The 25,525-nt window shown below is 62.5% G+C and carries 33 protein-coding genes; all 33 read left to right on the forward strand.

What is annotated here, in order from left to right:
- Positions 1–67 precede the first annotated feature (67 nt).
- The 33 genes from OU416_RS07080 to OU416_RS07230 all read left to right on the forward strand — a co-directional run bounded on the left by OU416_RS07080 (position 68) and on the right by OU416_RS07230 (position 25,520).
- Positions 68–1,849, forward strand: a complete 1,782-nt coding sequence (locus tag OU416_RS07080; RefSeq protein ID WP_270925998.1) for an AAA family ATPase — start codon at positions 68–70, stop codon at positions 1,847–1,849.
- Positions 1,743–2,267, forward strand: coding sequence for an endonuclease VII domain-containing protein (locus OU416_RS40275; RefSeq protein ID WP_372907156.1), 525 nt, complete (start codon positions 1,743–1,745; stop codon positions 2,265–2,267). Before OU416_RS07080 ends, OU416_RS40275 begins: the two co-directional genes overlap by 107 nt.
- A gap of 72 nt (positions 2,268–2,339) precedes the next feature.
- Positions 2,340–2,549 carry a hypothetical protein gene (locus tag OU416_RS07085; RefSeq protein WP_270925999.1) on the forward strand — a complete coding sequence of 70 codons (210 nt, stop codon included), beginning with the start codon at positions 2,340–2,342 and terminating at the stop codon, positions 2,547–2,549.
- Between the two features lie 26 nt (positions 2,550–2,575).
- Positions 2,576–2,803 carry a hypothetical protein gene (locus OU416_RS07090; protein WP_270926000.1) on the forward strand — a complete coding sequence of 76 codons (228 nt, stop codon included), beginning with the start codon at positions 2,576–2,578 and terminating at the stop codon, positions 2,801–2,803.
- Positions 2,784–3,173: a dATP/dGTP diphosphohydrolase domain-containing protein gene (locus tag OU416_RS07095; RefSeq protein ID WP_270926001.1), complete on the forward strand. Its 390-nt coding sequence runs from the start codon at positions 2,784–2,786 to the stop codon at positions 3,171–3,173. Before OU416_RS07090 ends, OU416_RS07095 begins: the two co-directional genes overlap by 20 nt.
- Positions 3,166–3,939 (forward strand): metallophosphoesterase, encoded by a 774-nt coding sequence (locus OU416_RS07100; protein ID WP_270926002.1) that lies wholly within the window; start codon positions 3,166–3,168, stop codon positions 3,937–3,939. Before OU416_RS07095 ends, OU416_RS07100 begins: the two co-directional genes overlap by 8 nt.
- A 28-nt stretch (positions 3,940–3,967) precedes the next feature.
- Entirely contained in the window at positions 3,968–4,597 is a 630-nt protein-coding gene (locus tag OU416_RS07105) for a hypothetical protein (protein ID WP_270926003.1), read from the forward strand.
- A 10-nt stretch (positions 4,598–4,607) separates the two neighbouring features.
- Positions 4,608–4,844 carry a hypothetical protein gene (locus OU416_RS07110; protein WP_270926004.1) on the forward strand — a complete coding sequence of 79 codons (237 nt, stop codon included), beginning with the start codon at positions 4,608–4,610 and terminating at the stop codon, positions 4,842–4,844.
- The gene (locus OU416_RS07115; RefSeq protein ID WP_270926005.1) at positions 4,841–4,987 is read left to right on the forward strand and encodes a hypothetical protein; all 147 of its coding nucleotides are present in this window, start codon (positions 4,841–4,843) and stop codon (positions 4,985–4,987) included. Before OU416_RS07110 ends, OU416_RS07115 begins: the two co-directional genes overlap by 4 nt.
- Positions 4,987–7,014 (forward strand): glycyl radical enzyme family protein, encoded by a 2,028-nt coding sequence (locus tag OU416_RS07120; RefSeq protein ID WP_270926006.1) that lies wholly within the window; start codon positions 4,987–4,989, stop codon positions 7,012–7,014. The genes OU416_RS07115 and OU416_RS07120 overlap by 1 nt, the downstream gene beginning before the upstream one ends.
- Positions 7,015–7,094: 80 nt before the next feature.
- On the forward strand, positions 7,095–7,310 hold the full coding sequence (locus OU416_RS07125; RefSeq protein ID WP_270926007.1) for a hypothetical protein: 216 nt from the start codon (positions 7,095–7,097) through the stop codon (positions 7,308–7,310).
- A gap of 209 nt (positions 7,311–7,519) precedes the next feature.
- Positions 7,520–7,918 carry a hypothetical protein gene (locus OU416_RS07130; protein ID WP_270926008.1) on the forward strand — a complete coding sequence of 133 codons (399 nt, stop codon included), beginning with the start codon at positions 7,520–7,522 and terminating at the stop codon, positions 7,916–7,918.
- A 65-nt stretch (positions 7,919–7,983) separates the two neighbouring features.
- On the forward strand, positions 7,984–8,715 hold the full coding sequence (gene thyX / locus OU416_RS07135; RefSeq protein ID WP_270926009.1) for an FAD-dependent thymidylate synthase: 732 nt from the start codon (positions 7,984–7,986) through the stop codon (positions 8,713–8,715).
- Positions 8,716–8,794: 79 nt separating this feature from the next.
- A complete protein-coding gene (locus OU416_RS07140) occupies positions 8,795–9,550 on the forward strand; it encodes a hypothetical protein (protein WP_270926010.1) in 756 nt (251 codons plus the stop codon).
- Positions 9,551–9,559: 9 nt separating this feature from the next.
- Positions 9,560–11,542 (forward strand): DNA polymerase, encoded by a 1,983-nt coding sequence (locus OU416_RS07145; protein WP_270926011.1) that lies wholly within the window; start codon positions 9,560–9,562, stop codon positions 11,540–11,542.
- A 66-nt stretch (positions 11,543–11,608) separates the two neighbouring features.
- On the forward strand, positions 11,609–12,118 hold the full coding sequence (locus OU416_RS07150; RefSeq protein WP_270926012.1) for an RNA ligase family protein: 510 nt from the start codon (positions 11,609–11,611) through the stop codon (positions 12,116–12,118).
- 207 nt (positions 12,119–12,325) lie between these two features.
- On the forward strand, positions 12,326–12,472 hold the full coding sequence (locus tag OU416_RS40365; protein WP_456300276.1) for a hypothetical protein: 147 nt from the start codon (positions 12,326–12,328) through the stop codon (positions 12,470–12,472).
- A 230-nt stretch (positions 12,473–12,702) separates the two neighbouring features.
- Positions 12,703–12,882 carry a hypothetical protein gene (locus OU416_RS07155; protein ID WP_270926013.1) on the forward strand — a complete coding sequence of 60 codons (180 nt, stop codon included), beginning with the start codon at positions 12,703–12,705 and terminating at the stop codon, positions 12,880–12,882.
- The gene (locus tag OU416_RS40280) at positions 12,869–13,261 is read left to right on the forward strand and encodes a deoxycytidylate deaminase (protein WP_270926014.1); all 393 of its coding nucleotides are present in this window, start codon (positions 12,869–12,871) and stop codon (positions 13,259–13,261) included. The genes OU416_RS07155 and OU416_RS40280 overlap by 14 nt, the downstream gene beginning before the upstream one ends.
- Positions 13,258–13,431 carry a hypothetical protein gene (locus OU416_RS07165; protein ID WP_270926015.1) on the forward strand — a complete coding sequence of 58 codons (174 nt, stop codon included), beginning with the start codon at positions 13,258–13,260 and terminating at the stop codon, positions 13,429–13,431. Before OU416_RS40280 ends, OU416_RS07165 begins: the two co-directional genes overlap by 4 nt.
- 85 nt (positions 13,432–13,516) lie before the next feature.
- The gene (locus OU416_RS07170) at positions 13,517–14,584 is read left to right on the forward strand and encodes an RNA ligase (protein WP_270926016.1); all 1,068 of its coding nucleotides are present in this window, start codon (positions 13,517–13,519) and stop codon (positions 14,582–14,584) included.
- Positions 14,585–14,609: 25 nt separating this feature from the next.
- Positions 14,610–15,521, forward strand: a complete 912-nt coding sequence (locus tag OU416_RS07175) for a phosphatase domain-containing protein (protein ID WP_270926017.1) — start codon at positions 14,610–14,612, stop codon at positions 15,519–15,521.
- A 10-nt stretch (positions 15,522–15,531) separates the two neighbouring features.
- On the forward strand, positions 15,532–15,900 hold the full coding sequence (locus OU416_RS07180; RefSeq protein WP_270926018.1) for a hypothetical protein: 369 nt from the start codon (positions 15,532–15,534) through the stop codon (positions 15,898–15,900).
- Between the two features lie 199 nt (positions 15,901–16,099).
- On the forward strand, positions 16,100–16,948 hold the full coding sequence (locus OU416_RS07185; RefSeq protein ID WP_270926019.1) for a hypothetical protein: 849 nt from the start codon (positions 16,100–16,102) through the stop codon (positions 16,946–16,948).
- Between the two features lie 1,898 nt (positions 16,949–18,846).
- On the forward strand, positions 18,847–19,725 hold the full coding sequence (locus OU416_RS07190; RefSeq protein WP_270926020.1) for a helix-turn-helix domain-containing protein: 879 nt from the start codon (positions 18,847–18,849) through the stop codon (positions 19,723–19,725).
- A gap of 19 nt (positions 19,726–19,744) precedes the next feature.
- Positions 19,745–19,954 carry a DUF397 domain-containing protein gene (locus OU416_RS07195; RefSeq protein ID WP_270926093.1) on the forward strand — a complete coding sequence of 70 codons (210 nt, stop codon included), beginning with the start codon at positions 19,745–19,747 and terminating at the stop codon, positions 19,952–19,954.
- A 140-nt stretch (positions 19,955–20,094) separates the two neighbouring features.
- The gene (locus OU416_RS07200) at positions 20,095–20,478 is read left to right on the forward strand and encodes a hypothetical protein (protein ID WP_270926021.1); all 384 of its coding nucleotides are present in this window, start codon (positions 20,095–20,097) and stop codon (positions 20,476–20,478) included.
- 57 nt (positions 20,479–20,535) lie between these two features.
- Entirely contained in the window at positions 20,536–20,760 is a 225-nt protein-coding gene (locus tag OU416_RS07205; RefSeq protein ID WP_270926022.1) for a DUF397 domain-containing protein, read from the forward strand.
- Positions 20,761–20,839: 79 nt separating this feature from the next.
- Complete coding sequence (locus OU416_RS07210) at positions 20,840–21,037, forward strand: DUF397 domain-containing protein (RefSeq protein ID WP_333779622.1); 198 nt, start codon at positions 20,840–20,842, stop codon at positions 21,035–21,037.
- Between the two features lie 269 nt (positions 21,038–21,306).
- Positions 21,307–21,984 (forward strand): DUF2848 domain-containing protein, encoded by a 678-nt coding sequence (locus tag OU416_RS07215; protein ID WP_270926023.1) that lies wholly within the window; start codon positions 21,307–21,309, stop codon positions 21,982–21,984.
- 116 nt (positions 21,985–22,100) lie between these two features.
- Positions 22,101–23,690 (forward strand): ABC transporter substrate-binding protein, encoded by a 1,590-nt coding sequence (locus tag OU416_RS07220; RefSeq protein ID WP_270926024.1) that lies wholly within the window; start codon positions 22,101–22,103, stop codon positions 23,688–23,690.
- On the forward strand, positions 23,687–24,661 hold the full coding sequence (locus tag OU416_RS07225; RefSeq protein ID WP_270926025.1) for an ABC transporter permease: 975 nt from the start codon (positions 23,687–23,689) through the stop codon (positions 24,659–24,661). Before OU416_RS07220 ends, OU416_RS07225 begins: the two co-directional genes overlap by 4 nt.
- Positions 24,654–25,520 carry an ABC transporter permease gene (locus tag OU416_RS07230; RefSeq protein WP_270926026.1) on the forward strand — a complete coding sequence of 289 codons (867 nt, stop codon included), beginning with the start codon at positions 24,654–24,656 and terminating at the stop codon, positions 25,518–25,520. Before OU416_RS07225 ends, OU416_RS07230 begins: the two co-directional genes overlap by 8 nt.
- The last annotated feature ends 5 nt before the right edge of the window (positions 25,521–25,525 follow it).

Raw genomic sequence — 25,525 nt, forward strand, 5'->3', positions numbered from 1 at the left:
TGAGTTGACAATAACGTATCGACCTCCTTCGGGAGGTCTTTTTGTTGCCCTGATGAAGGAGGGATGAATGTCCAGTCGCGTCGAGGCAGTACAGGATTACCTGAATCGCGGATGGACTCCGTTTCTGTACGAGAGCGAGTTCAACCCAGGGTCGAACTGGCAGAACTCGAAGGCCGAAGACATCCACTTGGACGTCGTGCGGAACTCCGACTCCCCGGTGGCCCTGCTGCTGGGCAAGGCTTCGGGAATCGTCGCGATCGACATCGACGTGCAGAACGGCGGCAGCGCGGAGGCGCTGTTCAAGAAGTACGGGGAGCAGATCAAGGACACCAGAGTCCACAAGACGGCAAGCGGTGGCTGGCATCTGCTCTTCCGCTACCCGGAGAGCATTGAGGACCTGAAGGGGATCATCGACGCCGGGAAGTGGGTCAACCAGATCGGTCCGGGGATCGACTTCCTCGGGGACCGGAGGCACGTCCAGGCTCCGCCCACGGTGCGCGTAGGTCACCCGAAGAAGCCGAACGGCAGCTACAAGGTCCTTCGGGACCAGGATCCTGCTCCGCTGCCGGAGGCGCTTCTCCGGGACTGGCTGAGCGTCATCGGGGACCGGCCGGCGAACGGCATCCCGATCGAGAAGGCGAGCCCGCTCCAGTACAAGCGGCTGCTCGACCTGCACCACAACAACGTCCAGGCGGCGCGCGATGCCATGCCCGGCACGCTGGACAACACGTTCTATGCCCGGCTGGCCAGCTCGATGCGGATTGCTCGTGTCCTGCCTGACGAAGTGCTGTCCTACGACGACGTAGAGGCTTCGTTCGGCGACATGCCGTACCCGGTGAGGGACTTCGCCGGTAAGGCTCAGCGAGCTCGGGAGTTCGCCCAGTCGAATCCGTGGGAGGAGCTGACCACGGATGAGTTCAACATCGACATCCCGCCAGGGGTAGCCCCAGAAGACCTCTGGGAGTACCTGATGCAGCTCCGCAAGCGCCGGGTGCAAACCGCGGTGCAGGACCAGATCACGAAGGAGCGGATCGAGCGGGAAGCCTCGAAGGTTTCGTTGCCGGACTTCGAGGTCGGCGACGACTTCCTTTCGCAGGAGATCGACGCCGAGGAGTGGCTGATCGAGGGCCTGCTCCACCACCAGGGCAAGGCGCTGCTGTCGGCCCAGATGAAGAGCGGCAAGTCCACGATGATGCTGGAGATCATCCGATCGCTGACCTCGGGGACCGAGTTCCTTGGTCGGTTCAGGGTGCCGAAGCCGCTCACGGTGGCCTTCTACGACATGGAGCTTGGCCGCTCGATGGCACAGCGGTGGCTGCGGGACATCGAGGGAGCCGACTTCAACCGGCTGCACTACGTCTCGCTCCTCGGGCGAGGCAACGCGGTGGACATGAGGTCCCGGCAGATCCGCGAGGCAACCGCCAGGCGGCTCTCCGGTCTCGGCGTTGACGTCCTGGTGGTCGATCCGGTGTCGCCGGTGCTGTCGGCCCTGGGGATCTCGGAGAACGACTCCGAGTCGGTCAGGCCGTTCCTGGACAGCTTCGACCAGTTGGCGGTGGAGGCCGGGTTGTCCGGCGTCATCATCACCGCGCACACCGGGCACGAGAACAAGTCGCGCGCTCGTGGCTCCACGGCATTCGGTGACTGGCCGACGGCCTTGTGGAACATCCAGCGGGAAGGTGAGACCCAGGATTCGCCTCGGTCGTTCGCCGCGTACGGGCGAGACGTGAACGTGCCCCGAGGTGCATTGGTGTTCCACGACCGCACACGCGGATACACATTCGAAGGGGGGTCGTTTGACCACATCACGCAACAGGAGTACGAAAGCCCGTTCTCGGAAGTCCGATAAGCGCTGCAAGGACTGCACCGCGGAGGGGATCACCACCCGACGCAAGGCACCTTATCCCGGCCCCCGGTGCACCACTCACCACCGAGCAAATAAGAAGCAGCGCAAGGAGTATTCGCACAAGTCCCACGTCGAGGAAACGTACGGAATCACGTACGAACAGTACTGGGCGATCTACAAAGCACAAGGCGGTGTTTGCTTCATCTGCAAGCGGGCCAATGGGACTCGGCGCAAGTTATCGGTTGATCACGACCACTCGTGCTGTTCGGGTTCGACCTCATGCTCAAAATGCGTCCGGGGTCTTTTGTGCTCGACGTGCAATAGGTATGTCCTCGGGCATCTTCGAGACGACACAACGGCACTGCAACGAGCAATCTGGTACCTGGCCAATCCACCTGCACACGGAGTAATAAAGCGATGAAGAACTACGAAGACGACGAGATCTACGACGAAGCGTACGGCCCGGTCAGCCCCCGGAAGGTGCGGTACTGAGATGGAGGAGGAGCGCGGGACCGAGTTCGACACAGCGGTAGCGGCCGGGTTCTTCGGAACGGCGCTGACCTGGTTGATGTGGGATCTCGTTGCCTGGTGGGCAGGCTTGATCACGCTGGTGGTGCTCCTGCTGGGAGCGGCCATCGGGTTCTTCATCTGGCGGGAAGTCCAGATCGATCGCGAGTTCCAGAAGCGCATTCGTCGGTTTTGATCAGTTGACAATAACGAAGGGGAGAGATGTACGAGGCGCACAAGGTCATCGTGATTACGCCGGAGTCGGCGAACGAGTTCGTCAGTGAGTCGGAGATGCCTATCTCGATCGATGATCACCGAAGCCTGTATGTGGCAGAGGTCCAGGACGGCCGGCTCGTCCGCTACAAGGTCTATGCGGCGGATAAGTGGGACACGGTTGAGGTTCAGCTGGTTGAGGTCGAGGAAGAGGGGGTTGACGACTTTGGTCTCTGATCGGGTTCAGTTCGAGGGCGGAGGGATGCGGGACTCCGAAGCGAATAAGCCTCGCTTCGACCTGCTGCTCCCGAAGGGCGTTCCGTACGAGCAGCAGTACCTCACCCGGATTGCCCGGCTGATGGCTCGTGGGGCTGCACACTACGCGGACCGGAATTGGGAGCAGTTCTCTGATCAGGAGGCATTGGACCGAGCGAAGTCGAGCGCGTTCCGACATTTCATGCAGTGGTTTACCGATGACGAAGTGATCCGTTACGTCGAAGACGAGAACGGTGAGCTTTACGAGGTCAACGAAACCGAGGATCACGCCGCTGCGGTGGCGTTCAACATCATGGCTGCCGAGCACATTAAGGGGAAGCTGAGTGGGTAAGGACAAGCGAATTGTCGTCATCTCGGATACGCAGTGCCCTTACGAGGACACTCGCGCACTCAAGGCCGTCATTAGGTTCATCGGTGAATATCAGCCCGACGAGGTGATTCACATTGGGGATGTGGTCGATTATCCGCAGCCTTCGAGGTGGACAAAGGGAACCCGCCAGGAGTTCGAGGGCTCCGTGTTCGCTGACTCGGAATACACGATCAAGAACCTGATTCAGCCTCTCCGAGAGGCGTATGGCGGTGAGATCGGTTTCCACGAAGGGAATCACGACGAACGTCCTCGGGTGTACCTGGACAAGTACGCTCCGGCGTTGTCCGGCCCGGCGTACTTCAACTTCGAACACCTGCTGGAGTTCGAGAACTACGAGATCCGACGCTTGCCGGAGTTCAACAAGGTCGCTCCCGGCTGGATCACGACCCACGGCCACCGCGGTGGGATCAGCCTCTCCAGGATCGCCGGAAACACCGCTCTGAACGCCGCTCGCAAGCTCGATTCCAATCTCGTGATGGGGCACACCCACCGGCTTGGTATCGGTTCTGAGAGCCGTGGGCGAGGCGGAGTGATCACGTCTCGCGTTACCGGTATGGAGGTCGGCAACCTGATGGATCAGAAGAAGGCCGGTTATTTGAGGGGTGGTTCGGCCAATTGGCAATCCGGATTCGGGATCATCCAGGTTAGCGGACCGCACGTGCAGGCCACGCCGATCAGCATCAATGGAAAGAAGTTCACCGTTGATGGCGTCGTTTACCACGTTTGATCAGTTGACAATAACGCAAGGAGAGAAGTTGATCGAGTTCAAGGAAGAGGTCGAGCGGGCCGCTAGCTACGTGGCTCGTGACTGGCCAGGCGTCATCGAGGCCGACGACATCGTTCAGGAAATCTGGATCAGGCTGATGGAGTCGCCGAAGGCGCAGGAATCCCTCCGAGAAGCGGAATCAGCTCTGCGGTTCGATGTACTTAAGCGATGGGGGAAGCAGGTTGCAAGTCAGTATTCGAACTCCTACGAACTGTTCTCCGGCAATTCGTACTACGGCACTGACCGAGTTCGTAGTTTGCTCAAGTCGGGCCTGCTGACTGCCGCCCGCTGGGATCTCGGCGAGATGAACGAGACACTGACCGAATTCCTGGATCTGCATGAGGGGTTCGATCACCTCAAGCGAACCAGTGATTACGGCCAGGTCATCTGGGATGAATACGTGGAGGGCGACTACAGCAAGGAGAAGCCTTCGGAGCGAATGAAGCTCTCCAGGGCGGTTACGGCACTCACCGACGCGATGAACCAGACGCACAAGCGACGGTTCGCGGAGCACGCCGAGGGGCCAGGAACACGCAAGGTCGTTTCAAACGAGAAGGCTCGACTGATTTCCAAGTCTGACCTCAACGAGGACAACAAGGTCAATGCCTTCGCGCAGTAAGGAGAGGGAAGTGGCTGCGACCCTGATCGGCCTGTTCCGTGGAGACATCTCCAAGGGAATTTACGACGATGAGGATCTAGACGATTACGAGCGGCAGCAGGATCGAGCGCTGCCGCACAACCCGTATGCGGATGACGAAGAGTTGGAGCTGGAGCTGACACCATTCGACAAGCCCTACAGGTTGGAGAACTGGCCGATTGAGGATCTGATCGGTTACGTCGGAGGAGCTAAGGAGCTGTATCCGTGAAAGAGCCGTTCGAGATTCGGTCAATGGTCGAGGCTGCACTTGCCCTGCACGAGTACTACACCAGCCTGATCGAGGCGGGATTCAGCGAGGGGCAGGCATTCGAGCTTACCAAGATGATGATTACCGGAGGGAATGCTAGTTGATGTCGTTCGAGCTTGACGACAGCTTTGTTGACGGCTACATCGGCCGCACGGTTCCGTGGGGTTACTCGGATGCTGCGGGTAATTCGCTCGGCGAGATCACTTTCCTGCGGACGTACTCGCGGAAGAAGGAGGATGGCAGTAAGGAAACGTGGGTCGACGTCTGCCGCCGAGTCATCGAGGGGATGTTCTCGATCCAGCGGGATTGGGCGTTCGCCAACCGGCTGCCCTGGGACGAGGAGAAGGCGCGCGGCACCGCGGAGGACGCCTTCGACCGGATGTTCCACTTCAAGTGGACTCCGCCCGGCCGAGGTCTCTGGATGATGGGTACCGCGCTTGTCAACAAGCAGCGTAATTCCGCCGCGTTGCAGAATTGCTCGTTCGTCTCCACCGCCGACATGACGCCCGAGCACCCCGCTGAGCCGTTCGCCTTCCTGATGGAAGCGAGCATGCTGGGCATCGGGGTCGGCTTCGACCTGAAGGGGGTGGAGAACAACCTCCGGGTCTACCGGCCGCACTCCTCCAGCTCGAAGTGGGTCATCCCGGACTCCCGAGAGGGCTGGGTCCGGTCGGTGATGCGCCTGCTGGAGTCGTACCTGCTCCCTGACTCGACCGAGATCTGGTTCGACTACTCGGAGATTCGTCCGGCCGGAGAACCGATCAGGACCTTCGGCGGGACCGCAGCCGGCCCGGAGCCCTTGGTGAAGCTCCATACCCAGCTCCGCCGAGTGCTGGAGCGACGGGTGGGGGCTCCGCTCACGTCCACGGACATCCTCGATATCGGCAACCTGATCGGAGTCTGCGTCGTCAGCGGCAACGTCAGGCGGTCGGCTGAGCTGGCTCTCGGCTCGATCGATGATCCGGAGTTCCTGCGGGCCAAGGACGCGGAGTGGTTCCCGGAGCGGAACTCCTACGACCCGGAAGCGCCCGGCTGGGGCTGGATGTCGAACAACAGCGTCGAGGTCCAGGTTGGAGATGACCTCAGCCGGATCGTGGAGGGCATTCGCCGGAATGGCGAGCCTGGCGTCGTCTGGATGGACACCAGCCGGGACTACGGCCGTCTGACCGATGCTCCGAACTACAAGGACCACCGCGCCGCGGGCTACAACCCGTGCGCCGAGCAGACGCTTGAGAGCTTCGAGTGCTGCACGCTGGTCGAGACCTACCTGAACCGACACGAAACCCTGGAGGACTACAAGAAGACGCTGAAAATCGCTTACCTGTACGCGAAAACGGTCACTCTGCTTCCAACACACTGGCCGCGAACGAACTCCATTATGCAGAGGAACCGACGCATCGGGACAAGCATGTCCGGCGTCGCGAACTTCGCCGACCGGCGAGGGATGCAGGAGCTTCGGCGGTGGATGGACGAGGGCTACAACACCATCCAGCACTACGACGACGTGTACTCGGAGTGGCTGTGCGTCCGGCCGTCGATCAAGACGACCACGGTCAAGCCGAGCGGCACCGTGTCGATCCTGGCGGGCGAGTCCCCTGGAGCTCACTGGGCACCAGGCGGCGAGTTCTTCGAGCGCCGGATTCGGTTCGCGAACACCGACCCGATGGTCACCTTGTTCCGCTGGGCGGGCTACGACATCGAGCCTGCGAGCGAGTCGCCGGACACGACGTCGGTGGTGGCCTTCCCGATCCGCTCCAGCGCCAAGCGGTCGGAGAAGGACGTCAGCCTCTTCGAGAAGGCACACCTCGCAGCGATGGCTCAGCGGTATTGGTCGGATAACTCGGTTAGCGTCACGCTCTCGTTCGACCAGGAGACCGAGGGCGAGCACATCGGGACTGTGTTGGCGATGTACGAGGGCCAGCTCAAGACGGCGAGTTTCCTGCCGCAGGGAAACCTGACCTATCCACAGATGCCGTACACCGAGATCGAGCCCGACGATTTCTCGGCGGCAGAGCTGCGGCTGATGCCGGTGGATTTGTCCTCGGTGTACGCGGGCAATGCCGCAGATGCCATCGGTGAGGCGTTCTGCACGACCGACGCCTGCGAAGTCAAGACGATTACGAACAGCTAAGGAGAGAAATGGCGCACGATCCATTCCTCGAAAGTGTCCCAGAAGAGAAGACTAGTGACGTGTGGAATGAGGGTCCTGTGATGGAGAAGAAGGACAACTGGGTTTCGTTCAGTTTCAACTCTGCGCCCGGTTACGACAAGATCGGAGCCACGGTTCACGGCGAGCCAGAGTTCGTGGCGAAGGTTTTCGCCGTCGAGAACTTCAATGGCAAGGTCAGCACGCTGATGAAGCAGGCCGTTGAGATCGACAAGTACTTCAAGAAGCAGTACGCGAAGGACCAGCCGGGAAAAGCCTGAAGCCTGGTCAGCCGGCTGGCAGCGTCGAGCCACCTGATTGGGCTGGGGAAGCCCCCGAATGCGAGCACGGACAGAAGCGTGCTTACAAGTCAATCATGAAGAAAGACGGGTCGATCGGGCACCTGTGGGAATGCACAGCTGTTCCGTATCCCGACCCGAATCAGTGCAAGTCCGACTGGATTAACAAGAACTCTAAGGAGCGTAAGTAAATGGGTTACCAGGAGATCGGCGGCGGCAATGGCGGTAGCTTCGAGCAGCGCGAGTTCGTCAGCGCCAAGATCGGCACCGAGTTCGAGGGGGCGTTCGTTGACCTCGGTCGTCTGACCGAGGGCCAGTACGGCCAGTACCGAGTGCTCGCCTTCGACACCGAGGATGGCCGGAAGATGGCCTGCAGGGCGAGCAAGATCCTGTTGGAGCGGTTGGAGCAGGCCGGGCTGAACCCTGGCGACAAGCTGAAGGTCACCGTGGAGTCGGCGACCTCGAAGCAGGGCCGAACCTACGCGCTGCCCCGGCTGTTCGTGAGCCGCAGCAGTGATCAGGCGGGCGTGGTCACCACTCCTCAGCAGGCGGCCCCGAAGCCGGTCCAGGACGACGAGCCGCCTTTCTGATGAATTGACAATAACGTTCGGGGGCTCCCTTCGGGGAGCCCCCTTCTTGTTCAAAGGAGAGAGCATTGCAGGTCCACCTTCTTGCCCACACCAAGATCGAGCTGGATTTCCAGGAGACGAGCACCGGATTTAACGAGCTGATCGACGTCACGGAAAACTGGATGGAGACTGATCCGGATTCCATCGATGCGGACATTCTCGCCGAGTTCGCGGGCCGTGCCTGTTACCAGTCGTTCCACAAGCCGAACCCGAAGACGGCTGCGAATAAGGACTACTTGGCGAACATTCTCCATCAGGGGCATAACTCGGTCCTGGAGCACGCTTCGGCGACGTTCTATATCGAAGGTGTCAGCCGTGCGCTCACGCATGAGCTGATCCGGCACCGGCACCTGTCGTATTCGGAGATGTCTCAGCGCTTCGTGAATATGGAAGACGCCGAGATGGTTGTTCCTCCGGCACTGCGTGATGACTTTGAGGATCTGAGGGATGACTTTGGGGACCTGAACATCTTTGATGAGATCCGAAGCGAGTACAACGGCTTTGTCAGCTACCTGATGGGTGTTAAGGGTCTTTCTCGAAAGCAAGCTCGCGAGGCTGCCCGCACGGTAATGCCGAACGCCACTGAAACCCGAATCGTGGTTACCGGAAATCATCGAGCTTGGCGGGACATGCTGGCTAAGCGCTGGCACGTTGCAGCGGACGCAGAGATCCGTGAGTTCGCTGGCGAGATTCTTCGGATCCTCCGAAAGGTGGCCCCTAACCAGTTTCAGGACTTCCCAGAGAAGCCCTTCGAATGATCGCGCTCGTGTTCTTCGCGAGCTTCATCGCGATTGTCGTCTTTGTTGTCGCAATGATTCTGATGTTTGGAGAGGACGAGTGATCCCGTTGGGTAACTGGCAGGACCGTATTGACGAATTGGAGTCGGAGAACTTCGACCTGACCGAAAAGAACACCCGGCTGGAAGAAGAGATCGGCTACTACAAGACCGCTGCGGAGATCTGGGAGCAGGCGTCGGATTCTTGGCGCAAGCGTGCCGGGGATGGCGAATACATGAGCAAGCTCCACTACCGAAACTCCCAGGGCGCGGAACGGCGACTTGCAGAACTGGAAGAACGCCTTGCGGTCGAACGGCAGCGCGCCGAAGACACATCACTTATTGCTCGTATTACAGAGAAGGAGCGGGACGAAGCGATCGCTCGTGCGGAAGAAGCAGAGTCTCTGATCGATCGGTTTGCCCGGGATACGAACGAGGCGAACGACCGCGCCGAGAGTGCAGAGGCTCGCGTGAAAGAGCTGGAGACGCACTACTGGTCCGCGATTCATTCTGCTCGCGCAGAATACGACTTCATGGAAAGCCGACTGCGTGAGGAATGGGCACTGCGGAAGGCTGCGGAGGCAGAACGGGACGAGTACAAGACCGGATCGGCTGCCTGGGAATCGTCCTTCCTGCTCCTGGAGCACATGCACGACGAGGTTCAGCAACGAGCGAATTCCTGGTTCGAGGCAGCCAAGGACATGACCCGCGCTCGAAATGCCTGGGTGGACGTTGCAAATACGCACTTGGACGGCCGGATCGAGGCTCAGAAGGACCTGAAGGAACTGAAGTCGGCGCTTCGAGTGCTGGGGCAGTAAGGAGGAGAATTGAAGCCGACCGGCACGCTGGTTTTTGATATCGAGACGCACAGCGCCGAGTACCTGCACACGATGGCTCCGGAGACGTTCGTCCGCCTGATCGGGTACAAGTGGGTCGGTCAGCCGGAGATCGCCCTCACCGCGGATCTGGAGGAGATCCGGGAGCAGATCCAGCGGGCTCGGTGGATCATCGGGCACAATATCCACGCCTTCGACCTGCCTGCGGTTTTCGGAACCAAGTCGGATTTTCCGATGGAACTGGCGGACCAAGGCCGGGTGTACGACACGTGGACTCACGCGGTTCTCGTGCACCCGGCCCCGTTCCAGTACGTCAACCGCTTCGGCAAGACCGCGCTGGCCAAGGGGCCCGGCGAGATGAAGAAGTGGTTCTCCCTGGACGAGCAGGCTCACCAGCTCGGGGTCAAGGGTAAGACGCACGACCTCAAGGCGCTGGCTGCTGAGTTCGGCGGATTCGGGGAAATCCCGATCGATGACCCGAGGTACCGGGACTACCTCCGAGGCGACGTCGAGGCGTCGGAGGCGGTTGCGCGGGCGCTGCTGAAGAAGGGACCGCTCGATCCGTACGCCATGCGGAGGCAGCGGGTTTCCAGCCGTGCAGCGGTCATCTCCAGCAACGGCCTCCGGCTCGACATCGAGCGGGCGACTCGGCGACGGGATCAGCTGGCGGCCCGGCGAGACGTGGTGCTCGGTGAGCTGTCGGCGAAGTACGACCTACCGACCGACAGTGATTCCCCGTGGTCCACGGACAAGGGCAAGAAGGCGATCCTGGCCGCGCTGGCGGATCACGGGATCACGCCAGGGACCGTGGACTGGCCGAAGACCCCTGGATGGCAGAACAGGGACAAGAAGCTCGCGGAGGCCGAGGACAAGATCGAGGAGCTGGAAGCCAAGATCCGGCTCTGGGAGTCCGAGATCCGAGCCGGCGAGTTGAGGACGGTCTCGCTGAAGGCCCGCCAGCGTTGGGTTTTCGCTGCTGAGGACAAGATCCGAGAGCTTCGGGAGAACCCCCTTCCCACGGCGTTCGGGCTGTCCCTCAGCGGCGAGACGCTGATCGAGCTGACCAAGGGCACCGCGGCCGAGGAGCTGGGCCGGGCGCTCGCGGAGTTGAAGGGCCAGAGGTCGCTGGCTCAGCTGGCTCTCGACTCGGTGCACGAGGACGGCTTCGTGCACCCTGAGATCACGAACCTCCAGCGCTCCGGCAGGTGGAGCACCACGAAGCCGGGGCTGACGGTCTGGACGTCTCGGGGAGAAGGAGCGGCGGAGAAAAGCTACTTCATCCCCGACTCCGAAGACGATCTGCTGCTGGAAATCGACTATTCGAACGCTGACGCTCGGATCGTCGCGGCCCTCAGCGGAGACGCGAAGTACGCCGAACGATTCGAACCAGGAGCGGACGGCCACACCATTAACGCGATTGCCGCGTGGGGCGAGGAAGCCGTAGCCGCCGAGCCGGAAAAGTACCGGCAGATGGCTAAGCCTTTGGGGCATGGCTGGTCATACGGTGGTCGGGCGAAGGGTCTTTCCCGTGCTTCGGGACTGCCGCTGGAAACGTCCGAGACCTTCGTCAACGGTATGGACGCCCAGTTCAAGGTTCTCATTTCCTGGCAGAACCGGGTTCGCGAGTTCGCTCGGAAGAACGGTTACGTTCAGAACGAATGGGGAGGGAAGCTGTGGGTTGAGAAGGGGCGCGAATTTACCCAGAGTCCGGCGCTGCTCGGGCAGAACGGGACGACGGAAATCGTCTGTGACGCTTTGCTCGCTATGCCGTACCACGTCATCCGACGAGTGAAGGCGCAGATTCACGACGCCATCTTGTTCTCGGTGCCCAAGAAGAACTGGGAAGCCTGCCGGGACTACCTGTTCGAAATCATGGGGACGAAGTTCAAGCCTGCTATCGGCGGGCAGGAGATCGAGTTCCCAGTCGACGCTAAGCCAGCCGGGGAGACCTGGCAGGAAGCCAACCACGCATAAGGGGAGAAAATGAATCAGCCCGAATTCCGGAAGTGGCCCTCCACTCCGCGTCTTTACCGCGACATCGTGATTACCGAGAAGATCGACGGAACGAACGCCTGCGTCATCATTGCGGAGGACGGCTCCGAGATCTGGGCGCAGAGCCGGAACAAGCTCATTACGCCGGACGATGACAACTTCGGCTTCGCCCGCTGGGTAGAGAACCACGCTGGAGTTCTCGCCGACACGCTTGGCCCTGGCTACCACTACGGGGAATGGTGGGGATCAGGCGTGCAGCGCGGCTACGGCCTGGAGAAGGGCGAGAAGCGGTTCAGCTTGTTCAACGTCGGCCGGTATTCCGACGTAGAGCTGGACATGGTGCCCGGCCTTGGCCTGGTGCCAGTTCTCTACGAGGGTCCGTTCGATCAGGCGGAGATCGAGCAGACGCTTGCGGATCTCGAAGTTCGGGGTTCGGTCGCGGCTCCTGGATTTATGAAGCCTGAGGGGATCATCGTGTACCACTCCGCAGCTCGCCAGGTTTTCAAGGCGCTGTTGGAAAACGACCACCTCAGCAAGACGGAAGCGGGCGTGAAGTGACTGACCTCGAATACCGAATTCAGACACGCCTGGATTGGGCTTACGAGGACCCCTATTCATTCGGGGAGAGCCCTTTAAACGCTCTTCGGGCTGTGCTGGACCTCTGCAACTCGATGGAGCTGGCACCGGTCTACGCCGGTATCGCAGCAGATTTCCGAAACACCATCGCCAGGGAGTTGGGAGTGATCGGTGCTTAACCAGGGTTTCGTGACCATCACGGCGAAGCGTTTGCGAGATCTGGAGGAGGCTTACGAGGAGCTAGCTGCTCTTGAGGCTCACGGGGTCGATAACTGGTCCGGCTACAGCGAGGCACTTATCTGTGCTTCGGGTGAGGAATGCGAGATCTGTGGATGACGAGACGCCGGACCTTGTAGTCGAGGTCTGCTCTCACGGAAAACAGAACGACGGCGGTTACACAGCGGTTCCGGAAGGGACCGCTTTTTCATTCCCGGCCTGCGGTCGAACTCATGTCGCGACTCGGGACAAGTACGAGGTCGATCCGCGGTGGGTCGAGGAACAGGAACGGCTGAAGGTGATGCGCGAGCGGGCCGCTAAGGCTCGTGCAGCTCGATTGGAGGGGTGGGATGAACGGCGGCGAAGTCGAACAGCTCGTTGATGAGTTCACCGCAGACGTCTTCGACGCTGCAGAGGGCGTCTACACGGAAACGATGTGCGGCCCCGCAGGATGCTGCGGAGATCTGCACGGGGCACTTCAGGTTGCTATCCGATACACGATCAAGAGGTTGGGCAGTGGAGCGGCCTGATTGGGATGAGTACTTCCTGCAAATCGCTGAGGCGGTGGCCGCTCGCTCTGACTGCGAGCGGTCCCGCGTCGGCGCTGTAGTCGTCCAGGAAAGGCGAATTCGTGGAACCGGTTACAACGGAGCCCCAGCTGGTACTCCGGGGTGTCGCACCTGCCCAAGGAGAATGGCGGAGGTTAGACCTGGTTCTGATTACGACTCAGGCGCAGGCCAATGCGTCGCTATTCACGCCGAAGCGAACGCACTTCTCTACTGCGACCGAGAAGACCTCATCGGCGCAGACCTCTACATCACCCGAGAGCCTTGCTACGGATGCCGAAAGCTGATTGCAGGTGCGGGCATCAGTCGAGTCATTACACCTGAAGGGGAGATCGAAGCATGAAGAAGTTCGCGCTTATCGCGGTCCTGGCCGCTCCGATTTTGGCGGGGTGCGGAAACAGCGAGGGAAGCACATTCGTGGACACCTGGTGTGAAGGTTCTGACAAGGTATTCATCTATTCAGGAACCGGTATCTACGTGATTCCTGATCACCGCGGCTGCGAGCGGCGGTGACTGACGCAGCTCTTCAACTCATAGCGATTCTGTTGCTGGTAGCGGCCGGGTATGCACTCGGCCGCTTTGTGTCTAAGGAGAGAGAATGAAGCTTCACGAACTGCTCGACATGACGGAGCTGAACGAGATGATCGAGCAGAAGTTCATCCGGGTGCAGCGCCACCCGGATTACCCGCTGTCGATCTACAACTACACCGACAAGGCAGTTATTTTCCACGTGTGGAACAAGGTCACTAAGACCTGCCGGGGCCTGATTGTGGATGATGAAGGAACCATTGTCGCCCGGCCGTTTCCGAAGTTCTTCAACTACGGTGAAGCGGAAAGCAAGACGTACAAGGAGTACGAGCGAGTCACGGTCTCTGACAAGCTGGACGGGTCGCTCGGGATTCTGTACCCGACCCCTGACGGCCAGTGGGCAATTGCAACCCGCGGTTCGTTCACCTCGGACCAGGCTCTCCACGCCACTGCGGTTCTCCAGGAGAAGTATTCGGATGCCCTGTTCCAGGAGTCGGAGACGTGGCTGTTCGAGATCATCTATCCGGAGAATCGGATTGTGGTTGATTACGACGGTTTGGATGACCTTGTTCTGATCGGAGCCGTGCACAAGGAATCCGGGCTGATCTACCCCGCCCGGTACTTCGAGAAGGAGGACTGGTCCGGACCGCAGGCCGAGGAGTTCGAGTACTCCACGCTCGAAGAAGCGCTGGCTGCTCCGAGCCGGCCGGGCCGTGAGGGTCTAGTGGTTCTGTTCTACGAGACGCAGACGATGCTGAAGCTCAAGCAAGCGGACTACCTCCGGCTGCACAAGATCGTGACCGGTCTGAATGAGCACGTTGTTTGGGAGCACATCCAAAATGCGTGGCTGGTCCGCGATCTGCTGGAGTGCCTTCCCGACGAGTTCCATGGCTGGGTTCTGCGAGTGGCCGATGACCTGTTCGGGAAGTGGTACGACCTGAACGACGAGATCCAGGATCGGTTTAGCGAGCTGGTGAGCCACGGCCTTACCGAGGGGCCTCGAAAGGACTTCGCTCTTGCAGTGAAGGATCTGCCTCCGGTTGTTAAGGCAAGCCTGTTCAAGTTGCTGGATGGCCAGAATCCGCAGGCTTTGATCTGGAAGGCGATCGAGCCGAAGAAGAACACGTTCGTTCATTGAGTTGACATTAACGTAAGGGGAGAAAATGAAGGAACTGTTCGTGTACCGCGGCTTGCCGGGCAGCGGCAAGACCACTCGGGCTCGGGAACTCCAGGCGGCGACCGGCGCTTGCTTGGTCGGCCGGGACCACCTTCGGAAGCTGCTGTTCGGGAAGTTCGTCGGACTAACCCAGGCGCAGGAGAACGAAGTCACCAAGGTTCAGGAGCGGCTGATCCGAGACGCACTGCGGAGCGACCAGCCCGCGATCGTGGACGACATGAACCTGCGGGCTCGATACGTTCGCCGGTTCATGGAGATTGCGGAGCAGGAAGGGGCGCAGATCTCCGTCATCGACCTGACGAACGTCGAACTCGCGTGGTGCGAGTTCAACGACCGCAGTCGAGAGAGGTCGGTCGGCTGGGAGGTGATCGAAGACCTTCACCGAAGGTTCATCGAGGGGAGGGAATACCCCCTTCCGCTTCCAGAACTGCCGGAGAAGCCGTCTGAGCTCTTGACGTACAAGCCGCCCGAGGGCGGACAGCCGGCGATCATCGTGGACATCGACGGGACCGTTGCGAAGATGGACGGGCGTTCCCCGTACGACTATTCCCGCGTCTCCGAGGATCTGCCGAACGAGCCTGTAATCGGAATTGTCTTGATGTATCACGCGATGGGTTACGAGATCCTGTTCACCTCTGGTCGGCCGGAAACCTGCCGTGCCGACACGGTGTTGTGGATCAAGGAACACCTTGGCTTCGGATGGGGTGCCGACTACGAGCTGATGATGCGTAACGCTGGAGATCACCGGAAAGATAACGTAGTGAAGAAGGAGCTGTTTGACCGCTTCATCCGGAACCACTACCGGGTCGCGATCGTCCTGGACGACCGGGACCAGGTGGTGGAGATGTGGCGATCGCTCGGGCTGACCTGCCTCCAGGTGGCCCCTGGGAATTTCTGAGGAGACAGAAGTGAAGAGGTCGCTGCTAGTCGTCGGAACCGCCCTGGCGGTCAGCGGGTGCGCGCCGAGCATCCCGGCTGCACCGCGGCCTCCGGCCGAGACCGTGACGGTTGCGGCGCAGCCGGAGGCCGAAGCCACGTCAGGCGACATCGGCGACGGCACCCACATCGTCGGCAGCGACATCGAGCCCGGCACCTACAGCACGGACGGCCCCAGCAACGACCGGCGAGCCTGCTCCTGGGCTCGCTTGTCGGACACGACGGGCGATACTTCGTCGTACCTCGCGAGCGGGTACGAGAAGGGGAAGGCGACCGTCACGATCAAGGAATCGGACGGGGCTTTCCGAACTCAGGGAGGATGCACCTGGGTCAAGAAGTGACTGGTACGCTGTCGCCGTTCTGACAGCACCGGACACCGCAAGGCGTCACCGATGGCATTCTACCGTTGCAGAACAATGATTGAGCCCCTGGCTGGACTCCCAGCCAGGGGCTCTTTTTTCGTTTCACAGGAGAATCACCTGCGGACACCTTGGGTTCAGATTGCTACTAGCGGGCAACGCCTCGGGGTACGGTCCGAGCATGATCGAGGATGAAGAGCGGGGGATACCGAGACGGGTTGCAACCCCGACGCAGGTGCACCTGACGGACGAGCGGGTGCTGCTGGCTGGTCGGGATGTTGCCGACCCGTCAGGGGAGACGCGCATCGTGGTCCAGCGGCCCATGGTGATGCTCTGGTACCAAGACGGCACGCTGGTCGCGCACCCTGACCTGTCATCGGCCGTCGTGGACGACTGGCTGAAGTCCGATGAGATGGACATCGACTCGGTTCAGTACATCCCAGGTGATCCGGAAGAGCAGATCCCTGGAATTCGGGAAATAGCGGATAACTTCGGTACTTTGTACCTGAAGGCCATGGGTGCATTCATTCGCGAGAAGGGCGGAGCTGCTGAGTATTGGAAGTCTCACGTGCACGGCCCATTCGACCCCGGCCGGCGTCCAGAAAAGACGCGCGAGTGGGACACGCTACTTCGAATGATCGACGCTTATTTCGGCGATAGAGTTAGGCTGGATGACAGGCCGCGGTTGGACGACATTGTCCTAGTGCCGATGCTCCAGCGGGAATTCGAGATGCTGTGCGAGGGAACCTACTTCTCGGACTACCAAAATAGCGGGAACCGAGGTCCGCACGAGTACCTTCTTCGTGAGCTGGTGCTGACTATGCGATTTAGGGGAGGGAATCTGTCGAAGAAACCCTTCACGGAAGAATCGCTCAGGGAGGCGTTTGACCAATCGTACCCTGGAATGGACATCATGGTGGCAAGGCTCGCGCAAGGAGTTAGAGAGCTCTGGAGACAATGGGGGCTGGATGGCACGGCCGAGGAGCGCAGGAAGCGGAAGGCTCGCGAGAATGATGAATTGACACCCTGACTGAATACGTACGTAAAGACCCCCTCCCGGCCGGTATCCGGGAGGGGGTCTTTTTGTGTTTCAGGACTTAGTAGTGCATCGACCGACGCCAGGCTGTGGCCTTCTGCTCCTCGGTCAGTCCGAAGTCCTTCTCGGCCTCTTCCTCTTTCTGTGGCTGGTTCTTGTCGTCATTGTCACTCATGGTTCTCCTTCAGAGCTGAGGTCCGACGTTGGGCCAGATCGTGGTTCCGTTATAGTCGTGATCCGGCTTGATCTCTTCGTTCTCCTGGGTTTCTTCCTTCGGCTCTTCCATTTCTCTCCTCATTTCTTCTTGGTGCCGACAAAGATCCAGTTGCCTTCGGGTTCTTGCTCGTCGCTCATTTCCTCCTTCCGGGCTGATGATTAGAAAGGGATCCATGGCCCAGGAGCCATAAGAGTTTTATTCAGCCAGTTAACGGAATCATAGTAGGCGTACCGGAACATGAGATAGTCCCAGAATGCGAACCGCACAAACGCAGGCAAAACAACGAATATGACCCATAGTCCGACAACGAATAAGATTGGATACGCGATGAGCTTCAGCATGCCCCTCGGTGGTTTCTGTTGGTCGTCTCCATTGGAAAGAGGGGCCAACCCGCCCATGCCCCACGCTGCGGACGGATCGGCCCCTCAGCGGACACACACCCAGCTCCACCACAGGGCGCATGTCCGGGCCTCTAGCCCCCTACGCGGCCCATGCGGTACTCTCCGGCACGGCCCCGGGCGGTCCGGCTAGGTAACGACTAGCCGGAACGTCCGGGGCTTTCTTGCTGAACTCCGCAGACGGATTCTGATCCTGGGTGGGCCACTGGATATCGCCCAGCAGCATTTTCAGCGGCGAATCGAGCCGGGGCATTCGGATCGTTGGGATCGTCGGAATCGTGGTGTCCCGTATGTTGTCCCGCCAGAAGAGGCAGTTATCGCATAAAGAATAACCGTCAGAGGCATCTGGAAACTCGCCCTGCCGTTTATGGACGGGGCCCCTAACGTAGTGATGGCACAATGCCCGGACAGGGTCACCATAGTATTTGACGAGGTGCCAGCGGGATTCATGGACGCTCAGCACCCACGCGGTAGTGTCGATCAAGATATTTTCCCGCTCTTGCCTTTGGGGTCGTGCGGTTGTGGATTCGGCCCCCAAGCCATAAACAGCAGGGCCACAATCAGGATGAGGACTAGTGCTACCCCGAGCATGATCAAACACCTCCCCTCTCCGTTGAGGGTCCCCGATCAGAGGAGGGCGCAGGGTCCACACCAGCAGCCAACTCAGCAGGCGAATCACCCACACAGGACTGGTTCCTTTCCGCGAACCAGTCGAAAGGCTCTGGGTTGAGAGTGGATATCCATAACACGACAGCGCGTCTCATCGGATTCCCTTCTGGCTCGCTTACTAGCAGGTGCAAAGGCACACAATTCGTGCCTTGAGGTAGGAGGAGCCGTCCCTGAGTCCTGGGGGTCGGTGGTGAGACTCAGGGACGGCTCATTTGGCCGGGTGCAGGAGAAGAAGTCCCGGCCAGGCATGGCGTTACACCGATGAACGCGGAATGATTTGGGGCCGTCCCCTCGCGCAGAGCTATCGGGGGCTAAGGCGAGGGGACGGCTGCCCGACCGAGGGCTGCGACCCGTGATCCTGTTGGTATCTCGGACCCTCGGTCGGGCGGTCTCGAAATCTGCGATCGGGACGCTGCCTAGAGGTCAGAGCCGCACGCGCACTCGGCGGCGCTCCCGCGCCCGGCGAGCCTGTTCCCGTGCCCGGTGCTCCTGATACCGGTGAAGCCATCCTCTGATAGAACGTCTCATGCGATCACCGCTTGTGTTGACTGCTGCTCTGGCACTATCAGACACTAAACCTGATACTGTCAGGTTCGCAAGTCCTCTAGATGGGTGAACAGGTGGTGATCGCAACGAGCGATAAGCTCTCGCGCATGTCGACGGCGCGACAGCGGCAACTCGGAAGTTGGCTGACGAAGCTACGCAAGCAAGCGGGCCTGGACGTGGACGCAGCCGCAGAGGTCCTGGGCTGTTCGGTCTCCAAGATCAGGCATCTAGAAGCCGGGCGAGCCAAGGTCAAGAAGGCTGAGCTTGACCGGCTGCTAGCCGCCTTCGAAGCGCCGGCTGAGGTTCGTCATCACCTGAACGAGCTCCGCAGTCAGGCGGAGCAGCGCGGTTGGTGGCACAGCTACAAGTTGCCGTCTTGGTTTGAGCCGTACGTGGATTTCGAACAGGCAGCGACCGAGGTGTGCAACTTCGAGTTGGATCTCGTTCCAGGGCTGTTGCAAACCGAGGCGTACGCGCGGGAGATTCACCGCGTTGGCCGGAGTCAGGTTCTCGACATCGATCGATTCGTGAGCGCTCGCATGGAACGGCAGCGTCGGCTGCTGGCGGAGTCGCCTCTCCAGCTGAGGGCTGTGGTTGGCGAATCGGCGCTGCGTAGGCTGGTTGGTGGGCCTGACGTGATGCGTGAGCAGATCGAGCGGTTGATCGATCGGTGCCAGCTTCCGAACGTCATCCTTCAGGTCTTGCCGTTCGGGGCGGGCGCGCACGTGTGTCCGAGCAGTGCGTTCGTCGTGCTGGCCTTCGCGGCAGATGAGGAGCCAATCGGCTACATGGATAGCCCGTTGGGCGGCCATACTGTTGATGAGGCCGAAGACGTGACGGTGCTTCGGTACCTCTTTGACGGCCTGCGAGCGACGGCGCTCCCAGCAGCCGCTTCGCTGGAGCTGCTCCGTAGCATCGCAATCGACATCTCTAACTCGTAGGAGGTAGGACGTGACCAACGTGTCGCGAGACGTCCTAGACCACGCGGCGTGGCGCAAGTCGTCGCGGTCCAACGCCGGAGGCCAGTGCGTGGAGGTTGCTCAAAACCTCCCAGGGATGGCCCTGGTTCGGGACTCGAAGCTCGGGGACGACAGCCCGGTCCTGGGCCTGTCCCCGGCTCAGTTCGCCGCTTTCACGGCTAGCGTCAAGGACGGCCGTTACGACGGCTGAACGAACTAACCGCGGCCCCCACCTGGCGTCTTGCTAGGTGGGGGTCTTTTCGTGTGCCTACTGTCACACTCTGATACTAACCAGCTACCCTCGCTGATGCGACCTGTGATTCTGTCACGTCCCAAGTTGAGGGAGCAGCGATGGCTATCAGCCCAGGACGAGATCCTGAGTACTTCAGCCCGATCTGGGCACCGCCTCACCAGTGCTTCCACCCGTTCGAGCACGTTCGCCTTCAGGCGGGCCAGTTCCCCCCAGAGAACCCTGAGCAGCTGAGCGTGTTCCGGATGGACTGCCTCATGTGCGGGTCCTACTGGGATCAAACGTCCACCGAGGACTGGGTCTACGAGTACCTGGGCCGGATCATCGCCGAAGGCAAGTTCGGGGTCGTGTCGCCAAGCGGACTGGACCTCGCCGCGCCAGTGGAGTGGCGGCGGCAGACACGGTACGGCGCGATCATGGAAGACCTCACCGGGTCGGATAACCCGATCCTGTCGAGCACTGTCAACTTGAAGCGACCCGATTAGCCGATCGTTGTCAGTGGTTCTGCCTGATAGTGTCAGCCTGCGACCTGTGATCCAGAGATGGAGCGCAGAATGAAGCTCATGGTCAACGGCAACGAGCTGGAGTTCGTCAAGGCCAGGAAGAGCTACTGGGAAGGCTCGGAGTGCCTGTACGTCAGCGCTGACGGCGACCAGGTGCACCTGGTTGAGAGCGAGAACCAGGAGACGGTTCTCAGCACCACCCGCTCCAAGTTCGCGGCGTTCCTGGATGGCGCGAAGAAGGGCGAGTTCGACTTCGCGATCTGATCCTCTGGAGAGCCCCCACCCAAGGTGGGGGCTCTCGTCGTGTGGAAACAGGCGTAAGGATCTGATCGAGGAGTAGCCCGTGTTCCCATCCCAGCCCGTTGATGGCTGGATCACGTCAAGCCACAGCCACGCCGGAACGTGCGTACAGGTCCGCGGTGTGGATGGCGGTGCAGCGGTGCGTGACAGCAAGAACCAGGGCGGCGGGTACTTCGTCGCCGACCGCGCGCAGTGGTCCGCCTTCATGGCAGCGGTCAAGGCGGACCGCTTCGGCGGCTGAGCCCTGACGTGAAGCGCCCCTTCCTTCGGGTGGGGGCGTTTCCGCAGTTCAGGGGGCATTTGTAAAAGTTGTCAACGCTAGAGGAGCGAGGTCCCGCTCAGCGACGCGACGAACGCCTTGATCAGGTCCTTGCGGGGTGGCCGCGCGGTGGCGGGGGTGGCTTGAGTCATCGGGGTCCTTGTCGTACCAGGTCATCGGCTTGCCGCGCCGAGGTGCGGGTGGCTGTGATACTAAATGTATACAACCGGTATGCCGTCTTGGAGGGGATTGTGTTTCCACTGCGTTTCGATGTCAACGGCGAAGTCGTCGAGGTGTCGGTGACGACGCTGCTCAACGGCGGCTACGCCGGCCGCAGCCAGGAGGACGTGGCCGCGCACGTCGCCGAGCTCGCCGAACTCGGCGTGCCCGCGCCGACCAGCACGCCGTGCCTGTACCCGGTCGCGCCGTACCTGGCGATGCAGCCGGACCAGGTCCCGGTGCAGCACGACCGCACCTCGGGCGAAGCGGAGTGGGCGCTGGTCATCGCCGGGCCTGAGGAGCGCGACGTGCTGCTCACGGTCGCCTGCGACCACACCGACCGGGCGCTGGAGGTGCACGGCGTCGCGTGGAGCAAGCAGGCCGGACCGGACGTGCTGGGGCGCCAGGCGTGGCGGCTGGTCGACGTCGCCGACCGCGTCGACGAGCTCACCCTGACCGCGTGGGCGGGCGGCGAGCAGATCCAGCGAGGCACCCTGGCGGAGCTGCTCTCGCCGCAGTACTGGCTCGACGACCTGCGGGAACGCGGCCTGCTCCAGCCGGGCACCGTGCTGCTGTCGGGCACCATCCCGATGGACTCGGCGGTCGACCAGTTCGCCGGTTCCTGGCGGGTGGAGCTCGGCGACCCGAAGACCGGCGCCACCATCTCCTGCGAGTACCGCCTCGACCGCATGCCCGACCCGGTGGCGTGAGCGCGGCCGGACCCGTGAGCGCTTCGGGGCGCTATAACACCCCAAAGCGCTCACGGGCATGGCGAGGAAGCTCACCATTATTGAGAAACATTTGCAGCAGTGCTTAAAGTTCAGGCGTGCTCAATCGTCGTGGCTTGCTCATCGCCGTTCCAGTCGCGTTGACCCTGCTCGGTGCCGGGTGCGCCGCGCCGACCGCACCGGGGTCCGCGGATCCCGGTTCCATGCTGCTCGCCGACGGTTTCGAACCGGAGAGCCTGAACCCGCTGCTGGGCTACGGGGCGGAAGGCGCGGCGAAGTTCTACGACGGCCTGCTGGCCTTCGACGGCCGCGCTGAGCTGCGGCCCGCGCTGGCCGCCGAGTCCCCGCAGGCCTCCCCGGACGCCAAGACCTGGACGGTGAAGCTGCGCGACGGCGTGCGCTTCCACGACGGGACGCCGTTCGACGCCGAGGACGTGGTGGCCACCTACAAGGCGGCGATCGATCCCGCCTACGCCTCCACCATCAGCTCCGACTACGACATGCTCGCCGAGGTGCGCGCGCTCGACCCGCACACCGTGCGGTTCGACCTGAAGATCCCGTACTCGGCCTGGCCGTCGAAGCTGGTGCTGGGCATCGTGCCGAACGAGAAGCTGGCCGCGCCGCAGTCGCAGGAGAGCTCCGAGCTCAACACCGAGCCCGTCGGCACCGGCCCGTACAAGCTGGTCGAGTGGCGGCAGGGCGACCAGATGACCTGGGAGGCCAACGCCGACTACTGGGGCGGCGCTCCGGCGATCGGCAAGGTCACCGTGGTCTTCGCCAAGGACGACAACACCCGCGCCCAGCGGCTGGCCTCCGGCGAGTTCGACGGCACGGTGCTGCCGCCGGTCCTCGCCGAGAGCGTCGGCCGCGACGGCTACCGCACGGTGCACCACAACACCGCGGACTTCCGCAGCATCGCGCTGCCCAACACGCACCCGGCCGCCGGTGACCCCGCGGTGCGCGAGGCGCTGAACCTCGCGGTCAACCGCGAGGGGATGATCAAGGCGCTGCTCGGCGGGCACGGCAAGCCCGCCTACGCACCGGTCCCGGAGTCGATGGGCGCCAACTTCGAGCCCGCCGCCCGCTTCGCCTTCGACCCGGAGCAGGCGAAGAAGCTGCTCGACGAGGCCGGCTGGCGGCCGGGCGCGGACGGCATCCGCGAGCGCGGCGGGGTGCCCGCCCGGTTCACCGTGATGTACTTCGCCGACGACAGCCTGCGCAAGGACCTGGCCACCGCGTTCGCCTCCGATGCCAGGGCGGTCGGCATCCAGGTCGACCTCGCCGGGGTGGACCGCTCCGCGGTCGCCGCCCGGATCGGCAACGAGGGCATCGTGCTGGGCGGCGGCAACCCGATCGACCCCGACCCGCAGGTCTACAACAGCCTGCACTCGTCGGTGATCGGCACCGGCACCTACAACAACCCCGGCCAGTACCGCAACGCCGAGGTCGACGCGGCGCTCGACGGCGCCCGCCAGGAGCTCGACCCGGCCAAGCGCGCGGAGCTCTACCGGCAGGCCCAGCGCGCCTACGTCGCCGATCCCGGCCTGGTGTACCTGGCGTTCATCGACCACAGCTACGTGATGCGCGACGGCGGGTGGACCGGCTACCAGCCGCCGGTCGAGCCGCACACGCACGGCACCACCTGGGGTCCGTGGTGGAACATCGAGGCCTGGAAGCCGCAGGGATGAGCGGTGCGATCGGCCGCCTGGTGCTGCGGCGGATCGGGTTCGCGGTGCCGGTGCTGGTGATCGTGGCGCTCGGGGTGTTCCTGCTCGCCGCGGCCTCGCCGTTCGACCCGATCCACCAGTACTACGGCGTGGAGATCTTCGGCGCCTCGGCGGCCGACGTCGCGCGGGTGCGCGCCGAGCTCGGGCTCGACGATCCCGTGCTCGTGCAGTTCTGGAACTGGCTGAGCGGCGTGCTCGGCGGGGACCTCGGGGTGTCGCGCTCGTTCCGGCAGCCCGTCGCGCAGGTCGTCGCCGAGCGCCTGCCGTGGACGATCCTGCTGGCCGCGACCGGCCTGGCGTTCGCGGTGGTGCTCGCGCTGGTGCTGGGCACGGTGGCCGCGTGGCGGCAGGGCGGCTGGGTCGACCGGTTCGTCACCGCCATCGGCCACGCGCTGGAGGGCCTGCCGCCGTTCGTGCTGGCGCTGCTGTCCATCGCGGTGTTCTCGCTGGGGCTGGGCTGGCTGCCGGTGGCGGGGCTGACCGATGCGGGCCAGGCCGTCTCCTTCGGCCAGGTCGCCGAGCACCTGGTGCTGCCCGCGCTGGTGCTGGGCGTCTCGCAGTCGCCGTGGCTGGTGCTGCACGTCCGGCAGTCGATGCTGACCTCGCTGTCCGAGGACCACGTGACCGGCGCGCGGGCGCGCGGGCTGGCCGAGCGGGTGGTGGTGCTGCGGCACGCGCTGCCGACCGCGCTGCTGCCGTTCGTGACGCTCATCGGCGCGCGGATCCCGGAGCTGGTCACCGGGGCGGTGCTGGTCGAGGAGGTCTTCTCCTGGCCGGGACTGGCCGCGGCGGTGGTCACCTCGGCGACCGCGGTGGACTACCCGCTGCTGGCGGTCCTGACGCTGGTGGCGACCGCGGCGGTGCTGATCGGCTCGCTGCTGGCCGACATCGCCGCGATCCTGCTCGACCCGAGGGTGGCCGCCGATGGCTGAGACCACGTGGCGGCCCGCCGGTCGCTCCCGCACCACCCGGGCGCACCCGCGGGCCCGGTTCTGGGGTTCGCTGGTGGCGTTCGCGGTGCTCGTGGTGGGCGCGTTCGCGGTGCCGGTGCTGTTCGGCAGCGAGTCGGTGCGCTACGACTCGATCCGGCTCGCGCCGAGCCTCGCGCACCCGTTCGGCACCGACTCCGGCGGCCGGGACCTGTTCGTGCAATCGCTGACCGGACTTCGGATCTCCTTGCTGGTGGCCGGGTTCAGCGCACTGGTGTCCACTGTGCTCGGTTCGCTGGTGGGTGCGGTCGCGGGAGCGCTCGGCGGCTGGCCGGACCGGCTGCTGATGCGGGTGGTGGACACCGTGAACTCGGTGCCGCACCTGCTGCTGGGCATCGTGATCGTCGCGCTGTACCGGGGGAGCCTGGGCGCGGTGATCCTGTCGATCGCGCTGACGCACTGGACGACGGTGGCGCGCATCGTGCGCTCCGAGGTGCTGTCGCTGCGCAGCCGCCCGTACGTCGACGCGGCGATCGCGGGCGGCTCGTCGCGCTGGCGGATCCTGGTGCGGCACCTGCTGCCCGCGATCGTGCCGCAGGCGGCGCTGTCGGCGGTGCTGCTCGTGCCGCACGCGGTGTGGCACGAGACCGCGCTGAGCTTCCTGGGCCTCGGCCTGCCCCCGCACCTGGCCAGCATCGGCAACATCCTCGGCGACGGCCGCGAAGCAGTCCTGCTGGGCGCCTGGTGGATCGTGCTCTTCCCGTCGCTGCTGCTGGTGGCCACCACGCTGGCGGTGTCCGGCCTGGCGGCGACCTGGCGCGACCGCGTCGTGCCCCGACGCCGATCGGAGCTGGCCCTGTGACCGCG

It is taken from the genome of Saccharopolyspora indica (genome assembly GCF_027853965.1).
GTDB lineage: Bacteria > Actinomycetota > Actinomycetes > Mycobacteriales > Pseudonocardiaceae > Saccharopolyspora > Saccharopolyspora indica.